The sequence below is a fragment of the Massilia paldalensis genome (assembly GCF_044901715.1).
GTDB lineage: Bacteria > Pseudomonadota > Gammaproteobacteria > Burkholderiales > Burkholderiaceae_D > Telluria > Telluria paldalensis.
Genome location: NZ_JBJCIU010000001.1, coordinates 2230338 through 2239890 on the forward strand (window position 1 = coordinate 2230338; position 9553 = coordinate 2239890).

Annotated in this window: 6 protein-coding genes; all 6 read right to left on the reverse strand. The window is 61.2% G+C overall.

The features are described from left to right. Window position 1 precedes the first annotated feature (1 nt). From ACI1V7_RS09770 to ACI1V7_RS09795, 6 genes are read right to left on the reverse strand one after another with little or no spacing between them, the layout of a single operon-like run. Window positions 2–460 carry a hypothetical protein gene (locus ACI1V7_RS09770; protein ID WP_404531507.1) on the reverse strand — a complete coding sequence of 153 codons (459 nt, stop codon included), beginning with the start codon at window positions 458–460 and terminating at the stop codon, window positions 2–4. Then, a complete protein-coding gene (locus tag ACI1V7_RS09775) occupies window positions 460–978 on the reverse strand; it encodes a hypothetical protein (RefSeq protein ID WP_404531508.1) in 519 nt (172 codons plus the stop codon). The genes ACI1V7_RS09770 and ACI1V7_RS09775 overlap by 1 nt, the downstream gene beginning before the upstream one ends. Window positions 979–987: 9 nt before the next feature. Beyond that, a complete protein-coding gene (locus ACI1V7_RS09780) occupies window positions 988–1848 on the reverse strand; it encodes a glycine-rich domain-containing protein (RefSeq protein WP_404531509.1) in 861 nt (286 codons plus the stop codon). A gap of 9 nt (window positions 1849–1857) precedes the next feature. Next, window positions 1858–2565, reverse strand: coding sequence for a hypothetical protein (locus tag ACI1V7_RS09785; protein ID WP_404531510.1), 708 nt, complete (start codon window positions 2563–2565; stop codon window positions 1858–1860). After that, entirely contained in the window at window positions 2565–3497 is a 933-nt protein-coding gene (locus ACI1V7_RS09790) for a hypothetical protein (RefSeq protein ID WP_404531511.1), read from the reverse strand. Before ACI1V7_RS09790 ends, ACI1V7_RS09785 begins: the two co-directional genes overlap by 1 nt. Beyond that, window positions 3494–8782, reverse strand: a complete 5289-nt coding sequence (locus tag ACI1V7_RS09795; RefSeq protein ID WP_404531512.1) for a phage tail length tape measure family protein — start codon at window positions 8780–8782, stop codon at window positions 3494–3496. Before ACI1V7_RS09795 ends, ACI1V7_RS09790 begins: the two co-directional genes overlap by 4 nt. Window positions 8783–9553: the final 771 nt, after the last annotated feature.

Below are 9553 nucleotides of genomic sequence, written 5' to 3' on the forward strand. Positions count from 1 at the left end.
GTCAGCTCTGGGCGTTAAAAAACCCGCTCGTGGCGGGCTTGTTCAGGAAGGTTAGGGCTGCATGGAGCGTGCCCGGGTCGAAGCGGCCGGGATCCGGGATGCCCAGCGCCGCGGCCACGGCCTCAGAGCAGAACCACTTCCGCTTGCTGCCGGCGACCGGGGACAGCACGAAGTGCACGTTGCCAAGGTAGTCATAGGCCGCGCCCTCGTGCTTGTCGAACCACTGCAGCGCCGGCTGCGCCAAGCCCTCTGGCAGATCGACGAAGTCCCACTTACCCGGCTCGAACGCGATCGACTTGATGCGCACGCCGCCGTCCATCGCCGACGACGACGCGGCCAGGCCGCCGCCGAACACCAGCTCGACGTGCGAGTACTGACTGCGCGTCCACCAGCGCACCAGGCGGTTGTACACGCCCGGCAGGCCGGGATGAGTCGATTTGTAGAAGGCAGCGCGCAGCATCACAGGTTCCCCGCTTCGATGAAAAGTTTGTCCAGGCCGGCGGCGTCCAGTCCGATCGCCGTGCCGATCTCGATCAGCAGCGGGCGGTGTCGCTCGAACACCTGCGAGTCGTCCCACTCAATCTGCGCCATGCCGCGTTTCGTCGGATCCTCGATCATCGCAATCTTCGCCGGCACTTGGTCGAGCAGGCCAGCCAGCAGCAGCGCCTGGCGCGCCTGGCGCCGGCTCACCTGCTGCGGCACCTGCGCCGCTACGGCAGCTGCGCGCGCATCGAGCTCCTCCTGCGTCGCCGGCCGCACGTTCCATTGCTGGACCCAGATGCCGTCGATCTCCTCGATCATCGTCGGCTCGGCCGTCTCGCTGGCCGCCACCGTCGGCGGCGTGGACGTGAGTGGGAAAATGCCCACATAGGCAAGCATGTCGTCGTCAATGACTGACGGGAATAGCACGTTGGCTAGGGCCGACCGAATCTCGCTATGGGTGAGGTACGTTTTATTCGCTTCAGGTTGGTAATACACTGCATTCTCCTATGCAACCATGTCGCCGGTAAGCGTAGATGGATACGCACGGCCGGTACCCCAAATAATGCGGCATGCACCGCCGCCGCCGATCCCTCCAGGGACGACAGTCGAATCTCTAATAGCTCCGGCACCACCTCCACCGTAGGCCGCACCGGAACTCGAAGATTGCTGAATTGCGTCCGCGCCGCCACTCCCGCCACGGCCGACCGTTGTGGATCCGGAAGCGGATGCCCCTTGCCCAAACAATCCAACACCGCCCCCTCCCCAGCGCAGACCGCCACTGGCTGCCCCCCCACTTCCCGCAGCCGTTACAACCGTGCCATCTGTCCCACCGGCGCTGCCATTACCTGCGTAACCGCCAGCCCCCCCTCCACCACCCGGAGCAGAGGTACTAGTCGGACTGCCGTTGCCACCATTGCCACCGAATATATTGACGTTATCAATGGCCGTACTGCCGCTCAAAGCAGTGGGCACGAAAGTGCCGCCGTTAAACGGCGAGCCACCTCCTCCAGTCGCTCTCAACAATGGAGTCGACCCTCGAAAGATCGTAGTTGTACCGCCATCACCGCCAGCCGTGCTGCCGGGCGTGCTGGAAGAACCGCCATACCCAACGACCACGGTCAGGGTTTCTCCCGGTGTGACCGCCAAGCTAACGGCACAGCGCAGATTTCCTCCTGCGCCGCCGCCTCCGTTGATCGTATTATTGCCGGGGTTGGATGCGCCGCCTCCGCCGCCTCCTATGCAGACAGCGCTAATGCTATAGATCCTGTCGGGAACGACAAACGAATTCGTCCCATAGAGGAAGCTCTGCTGTCCTACAGGCCCCACAGCTCCACCCATAGCTAGGCGAAAAGATCGCTGATCCATATGCCACCCTTATGTATCAAAATTCGGAGCTATAACCACGCGCCATCGAGCGCCGCCATTCGAGGTGCTGAACATGAGCAGGCTGGTTTTGCCTGCCCCGAATGGAGGCGTCGCATTCCCCAGGGTTTTCACGCTGGACGGGAGCGCAACGGCTACCGCAGCGGTGGTGGTCAGCTCCAAAGTAAAGCTGCTGCCGCCGGCGGGTACATTTTTAAACGCGAAGGTCGAGTTGGAACTAATGGTCTTGGTGAAGTAATTCCCCAGCGAGAGGTCAATCTCGAGGGCGTCAACCGGGCTCGGTGCAAATGTTCCATTAGCGTTATTCCCCGCTAATATCCGCCAATTCGTCGCATCATTTGCCGGGTCGACCGTGCCCGCTCCCGCAACCGCACGACGATATGACTGAAAGTTCACTTGGCTAATCGCGCACGCATTTAGAGGGTACGTCGTGCCGCTGACCCACGGCGAAGCGTTCGCCGTCGCCATGGCGGTAGCGGCGGCCGAAGTAGCGGTACTCGCGGACTGGGAAGCGGCCAATGCGCTGTTAAATGCATCGACCGCGTTGCTATACATGTTTGCGGCCAACGCAGGCAGCTGTGTTACGCACAGGATAATCCACGTGACGAACGCATCTAGCCGGTCCGAAAAGGTGCTTTTATCCTTCCGCTGTGGCGCAGAGCCTGAAAATTGATTTACCTGCGGCGGCGTTGTCGGCATTAGATGCCCCCTTTCACTGTCATGGAAATGCGGCAGCGAGTGCCGTCATACGAGAACCGGCCAGATCCAAGCCCCCAGGTTCGGAGGCCAACCGCGTCAGGCCTGTCGGAGCAGAACCAGAATGCTTGCTTGCCGAGTAGCGAGGTAACGATGGTCTGAGCACGCGCACCATCAGCGCGCGTTTCCGTCACCGCAGTCATCGTCAGATTGGTGGCGGAAGGGCCGTCGACGATGTCGGTGTTACCCCAGTTGTCGGTGTCGATGTATGCGTAGCTCACCGGCTCCGCTTCGGCGTCGGCCAGGGTCTGCCCGAGCACCTTGACGTCGCCCACTGCAAGCGCGCCGCATTCCACCGCGCCGCCGCCATTCGTCAGCGAGACCGTGATCTCACCAGTGCCATACGGGGGAATACCGGTGACCAGCATGTCCGTCAGCGGCTCGAATGGGTCGAAGCACCACTCCCAATAATCATCAGGAGCACTGCCCTCCATCGAGCTGCTGTAGGTGAACACGACGTCGCCGCCCGTGGCATCCCGAACGGTCACGTTGAGCACGCCCGCGCTGACGCCCGCCACATACAGCGAGCTGACCGGGCCTGGGCGCAGTTTCAGCGTCAGGTCTCCGCTCGTCTTCGTCTTCGTGCCTATCTTCTTGTCGAACATCGCAAGGTGATTGGGCGGTCCGGCATCCAGCCACCAGACGGTATTGCTGCCGGCGGCTGTCCGATTCGTCGGGTCAGTCGGGTCCTTGTTGAGATTGCCGGCGGCCAGGCTGCGGTAGTTTCGCTGGGTGGTCGGGCTATAGCAGTAGTCGCCTACGGCATAGGTTTTGGTCTTGTCCCAGTTCGCGTACCCCTCGCCCACTGCGGTCGTGCTGAGCAGGACCGCAGGGGTGATGGGAATAGGAACAAGAACGCTAAGCAAGCCGCTCAATTGGACCTCGTCTTGATAAAGGTTTCACTCGGGCTGACGCCTTTAAGGATTCGCGCCATCGCAGCCATGTCCTTGGCCATATCCTCGATCACGCTCCGTTGCCGCGCGTTTTCGGACTTTAGGTCACGGACTGCCTCGACCAGAGCAGCGCTATTACCTGCAGGGCTCGACGCACGCGCCAATAGCTCCGCGGTCTGGTTGCTGCTCCAGATGCGGGACGGGCCAGTCGCCTCCAGCTCCGGACCGTTCTCGCCAACGATGCGCAGACCACCACCGAACAGACCGCCGCTGGCATAGCCGGGGATGCCCAGCTTCTTCTGGTGATCCTTGTATTCGTCGGAAGCTTTGATAGAGCTTGCGATGTCAGCGAGCGAGCCGCCGGTGCGCAGGTAGTAGGCGAGCCCTGCGCCATCCGCCTGGCGGCCAAGCAGCGACTGATACAGCTTCGCTACTTGCGCCTCCATCGAGTTGCCGATCGAACCGACGATCTGATCGATCGACGTCCCGCCCGCGGCCGCGTTCTGCCAGTACTCCAGTCCGGCTTGATCCGGAGCGCGGCCCAAGCTGTCCTGGTAGGCCTTCGTGATCGCACCAGTCGCCGAGACCACCGGGTTTTGCTGCGCAGTCGCGATCGAAAGAGTCAGGCCGTTCAGCGCCTGCTCGATCGACAGTCCCGTCGTGCTGATGCCCTTCAGGACATCGATCTGCTCCTGCGCTTTGGAGAGGATCCCGTCCAGCGCCTCGGAACTCGCTTTCAGCTGCTCCAGCGACTTCTCTTCGGCCGACAACTGGTCGCCCGTCAGGTCGCCCAACTGCGCGATATCGTTGCGGGTGGTCAGAAAGTCGAAAAGGTAGTCCTCCTTCGATCCGAACTGCTTCGTCGAATCTTGGGAGACTGCGCTCAGCGCCTTGCCCAGGTTTTTGATCTGGTCGTCGGACAGCTGCGCGCCACCCCTCACCAAAGCCAGGGCATCCTTGATCTGGGCTTGCGCCGACTGACGGCCCAATGCATCGGACCCAGCCACCGACATGCTGTCCAGCGTGCTGCTGATGGAATCGGTCAGGGACTTTAGTAGGTTGACCGCCTCGGCTTCCTTATCGATCCGCTTTTGCAGCACATCCTTCTCGCGCTGGACTACCTTCTGCAGCACTGAGAAGGCGCCGTCCACACCGCCCAGCAGGCTCGTAGCGGCCGACTTGGCTGCCTCGATTGCAGCCTTCTGGTCCTCCGCCGCCTTCGCCTGGTCCTTCAGGACCTGGATCTGGTCGTACAGGGCCTTGTTGCTGTCATCGATGGCCGCCCGCTCCTTCTCGCGCAACTGGGTCGATGTCATCGTCAGCTCGTCGAGCTGATCCTGCAGGTCCTTCCGCTGATCGAGGATGCTTTCCATCGCATCCTTCTGCGCGTCCACGACAGTCTTGAGCGCCGGCGCGATCGCCATCAGCTCGGTGTACGTCTCAGCACCGGCTTTGGTCGTCGTGTCGAGCCCCACGACGAAGTCGCGGAACAGCTTGGAAGCGTCGTCACCACTACTCGACAGCCCATACTTCGCCAGCGTCGGATCGATTCGCCGCTGCATCGCAGCAGCTTGCTCTTTCTCGCTGAAGAAGTTCGTCAGGAAGTACTCGCCCTGGCTGGTGAACTCGTCCAGGCCGCCGGCCAGCTGTACCAGCCGGTCACGTGCTTCGACCGAGGCCACCCCCACCATCCCGAACGTCTTGCCGAACGACTGGAACACCACGTCGACGGTTTGGTATTCGGTTGCGACGCGCACCAGCGTCTCAAGGTAGCCTTCGCCGACCTTCTGGAGGATCCCCAGGCCGCCGACAGCGAACTGCGCGAGGTTGTCGCCCAGCTTCGAGAAGACAGCCTGCAACGCCTTCTGCAGCTCGTCTCCCTTGAGGTCCTTGAGGCTGACCTTGCCGATGTCAATGACGAACGCATTGAGCTTGTCGGTGAAGTCCGTCCCGGAAACGCCCAGCATGCTGCCGGCCTCGGTAACGCTCTCGGCGAGCGACGCGATGATCTGGCCAAACTGTCGATTGGCGTCATCACCCAGCGCCGTCTTGTCCGTCCAGTTCTTGCTACTGCCGAACAGGCCGCCGGACTTGTGCATGTCCGAGTACTGGTACGCTTGCACACCCTGGGCGAGCGCAGACCCGAGCGACGTCGGATCGAGCGTAAATCCAGTGTCCTGCACCGACGTCTTACCGCCGAACAGTCCATTGACAATCTTGCCGACGAAGCCGCCCATCGTGCCTGTCGTAGCAGCATACTTGCCCGTCACGTCGGTCGACTGCACCAGCTGGCTTGCGAAGCCAACGATGTTGTTGTCGATGCTCCGGAGTGACGCCAGCATGCTGGTGTTGATAGCTAGATCCTGATACGTGTTCTTCTCGACCGCCTCGATAGCTCGCTGAATAGACTCCGACTTGGCGCTGCTATCGCCGAGAACGGTGCCAGTACCTTGCGTTTCCTGACGCTGCTTCGACAGATCCCCGCCTCCGCCGCCACCACCGACTGCCACGCCAAGGCCTGCGACGAGCGCCGTCATAGCGGCCATGCGAGCGAACGCGGTATACGGATCGCCCTGGCCCTGCGTCAGTACAGCGCTGATCGCTTTTGGCACCAGCTCCGCTGTTGTCATTGCAAGTTCGGCTGCATGAAAAACCTGCGACACGGCGGTCAGCGCCTTGTATCCCTTGCTTTGCTCGCCGAAGAAGCCTGCAGCAGCGCCGGCCATGTCGCCATAAGCGGCAACCTGGCTTTGTGCGCTCTTGCGATTCAGGCCGTCCAGGTCCTTGAGATAGTCCTCCTCCGTCTTTTTCCCGTTCAAAAAGTCCCTGGCTGATTCGCCGCGGAATTTCTCGATTTCGATCTGCCGCGCACCGTATTGCTTCAGTGCGCCGGTCAGCTTGGTAAGTCCATCGCCGGCCGCGCCAAACGCATCACGGAGGGCTTCGCCGAAAGTCTGCGCCTTCGTGGGGTCGAGGAAATCATGTAGCTCCTTGGCCGAGTCCCGCGCGCTTCCACCGAGCGTGGCCGATGCCGAGTCGCGCAGCAGCTGAGCCTGCTCGCGGTAGATCGCCGCCAGCTGCTCGCCGCCCGGGATTGCCTCCTGGGTGGCTGCAATCTCGTCCTTCAGGGCAGCGGCGCGCAACAGGTGCTGCGCCTTCACGTCGGCCACTTCGGACTTGGTCAGGCCGACCGCCTGGTTGTAGTCCAGCTGGGCGCTCAGGGTTTCCCGAAGGCTGTCTCGCTCTGCCGTCGCGCCGATGATACCTTTGTTGAACAATTCGTCGCTGTCCTGGGCGCGCTTCTGGGCCAGGATCGCCAGGTCGTTTTGTCGCTTCTCTTCGCGCGCTGCGCGGTTGCTGCGGAGTTTCTCTATATCCGCTTCTTTGTCAGCTATATCTCGCGCTTTCTGTTCCGGCGTGGCCGTAACTTTTTGGCTGATTTGAGCCAGCTCTCGCCGCTTTGCCGCGATGGAACGATCGAGTGATGCGATTTCAGTTTGCGCCGTCTGGTCAATCGCCTGCTGCTCGGTGATCGCGCCTAGTGCGCGCTCCGCAGCGATGCGTGCCAATGTCCGCTGTGCGATCGCATCTTCAACTTGTACCCGACGCTGCAGCGCTGCGATGTTCGACTCGATCCCGATGTTGTAGGTCTCCGCATATTTCTTGCGGATTGCTGCAACCCGATCCTCGATATCCTTGGATTTGAGGTGTGCCTCGGCGCCCTGCTCACGCGCGGTTTTAATTTCGCGCTCTCGCTGTGTGACACGGTCTAGGAACTGATCAGCGTCCTTAGCCCACTGCTTCTGCGCGTCGTTGATCTTCTGAGCGTCGGTCTGCGTCTTTACCGCATCCTTTTGGGCCTTATCCTTATCCCGGATTGCGTTTATTTCGCGCAGGTTGGCGTCGAGAGCGGCCTTCGCAGCCAGAACATCCGGATCGGTCTCGGGGTTGTACTTATCCCCATCGCGTGCCGCCCCGCGTTTTTTGAGACGTTCTACCCGCTCCTCAAGGCCCTGCCTCGCGTCGAGCAACCCCTGGATCTTCTCCGAGTTGACTTGGCCGCGCCCGCTTGCGAAGTCGACCACGCTGTCGACCGCACCCGAGACCGCCGTCTTAATGCGGATCCAGCCGCGCTCCCAGTCCGTGAGGCTGTCGAGAACCGCCTGCTTTTGCTTCGCGATGCCGTCGGCGTAGGCTTGCTGCGCCAGGTCCGCAGCCTCCGATGCCTTACCCTGATCCTGCAGAGCCTTCACCTGGGCGTAAATCGTAGCGTTGACGAAGTGATACTTTTCGTCCAGCTTGTCGAGTGCGGCAAGGGGCGCCTTACCCAGTTCAGCGAAGTCGCCAGCAGTCTCCTCAACGCTACGTCCGATGATCCGCTGCACATCTGCAGTCACGGTCGCGAACTGCTTCAAGTTCTCGACCGGCACTTTGCCGGTAGAGGTGAGCGCAGTGATGGCCTCCGCGGCGTTACCGCGCGAACCGCTGACCGCTCCGATCTGGCGAGCCATGTCGGAAAGCTGGTCGACAGTTGCGCCAGTAGCGTTATTGGTGAGAGCCAGGGCCCTTCCGAATCCGGCGATCTCGTCAGCGCCGGATTTATAAGCGAACCCCAGTGCCACGACGCCAGCGGCCAGAGCCGTAGTCGGATTCAGCATGCCCAGCAGCTCACCGCCCAGAGCGCGCGCGGCCGCGCCGGTGCCCCCGAACGAGTCGCGCAGTTGACTACCCTGCTGCAGCAGCACGGTCAGCGGCGATTGACCGCCCTGCAGGCCAACAAAAATATCGCTGACCTGCGCCGGCAGTTGTCGCATCGCTTGCGCGGTTTGCGCAGCTGACGCACCGACTCGAGTCTGCGCTTGTTCGATGGCGCGCAGCTGCGCCAGCTGCTGTGCCAGCGGGCCACGCGTTGCATCGACACCGCGGGTGCGAGCCAGGCTTTCGATGAATGCGCTCCCCGATCGCGCGCCAGCATCGAGGCTCGCGATCGTGCGCTGAGTCATCGCGACCAGATTGCGCTCCGATGCCGCGATCTGGGCTGTCGAGCGCTGCACCGACTGGACGATCGAACTCTGCGACGCGTTGGTCGCTTGTGCAGCGCCAGAAGCGGCAGTGCCAATGCCGGCAACTGCCTGGCTGGCGTTCGCGCCTGCCTGCGTGACGCCGGCTGCCATGCGACCCGCTTCTTGGGCGACCTCGTTGAATCCGGCCCGCGCGCCAGTCGTATCGACAACGGTCTCGATCTGTACCCGGCGATTGTCGGTCATCCGCTTCTCCAAATGAAAAAGCCGCCCGAAGGCGGCCAATAAAAAAGCCAGCTCATGGCTGGCTCGATATCAAAATCGGTTATACGCAGGACTGCGGTGGCCGGCTCTTAAACCGTCTGTGAAGTACGGAAGACACACTGCGGGCAGCGGCTTCGCATGTATGAGCGGCTCCAAGCTCTTGCTTCTGTATTTCGCGGTCCCCAGGTGAGTACAGACCTTTCGCCTTTTTTTCTGCAATCATCTGCTCAGTAATTTCCATTGAGCGACGGTTACTGATCGCTTTTTCAGTTAAAGAACAGTATTCATGCTCGAGCTCCGACTTACTCATATCTTTTAGCTCAGCGTACTGCGGCTCCCTACATGGGAATCCTTCGGCGCCAGCGCTTCCCGCCCAACACAGAGCCAGTGCTATGAATATGTGCTTCATCGTCCCTCCTAGACAAAAGAGCGACTATGTTACCTCAGCGCAAACAGCCAGCACGAAAAGCCCCTTTCGGAGCTCTTCGCTTACTATCATTGGACAGCACCTCGGTCAGTGGAGCGTTGCCCCCTCGGGCAACGGCTTAGCTGGAGGCCAAGGCTCTCCTGCCGCGTCCCAAAAGTCCTTAATCTCCTGAAGGCTTGGCTCATTGTTCTGCGCAGCCTGAATCGCCACCACTACGCTAGATACTCCTGAGTCATAATTCTAGGCAAAAGGAGTCAACATGAGTGGAAAGCGGTACACGGAAGAATTCAAGGTCGCGGCGGTCAAGCAAGTGACTGATCGTGGAC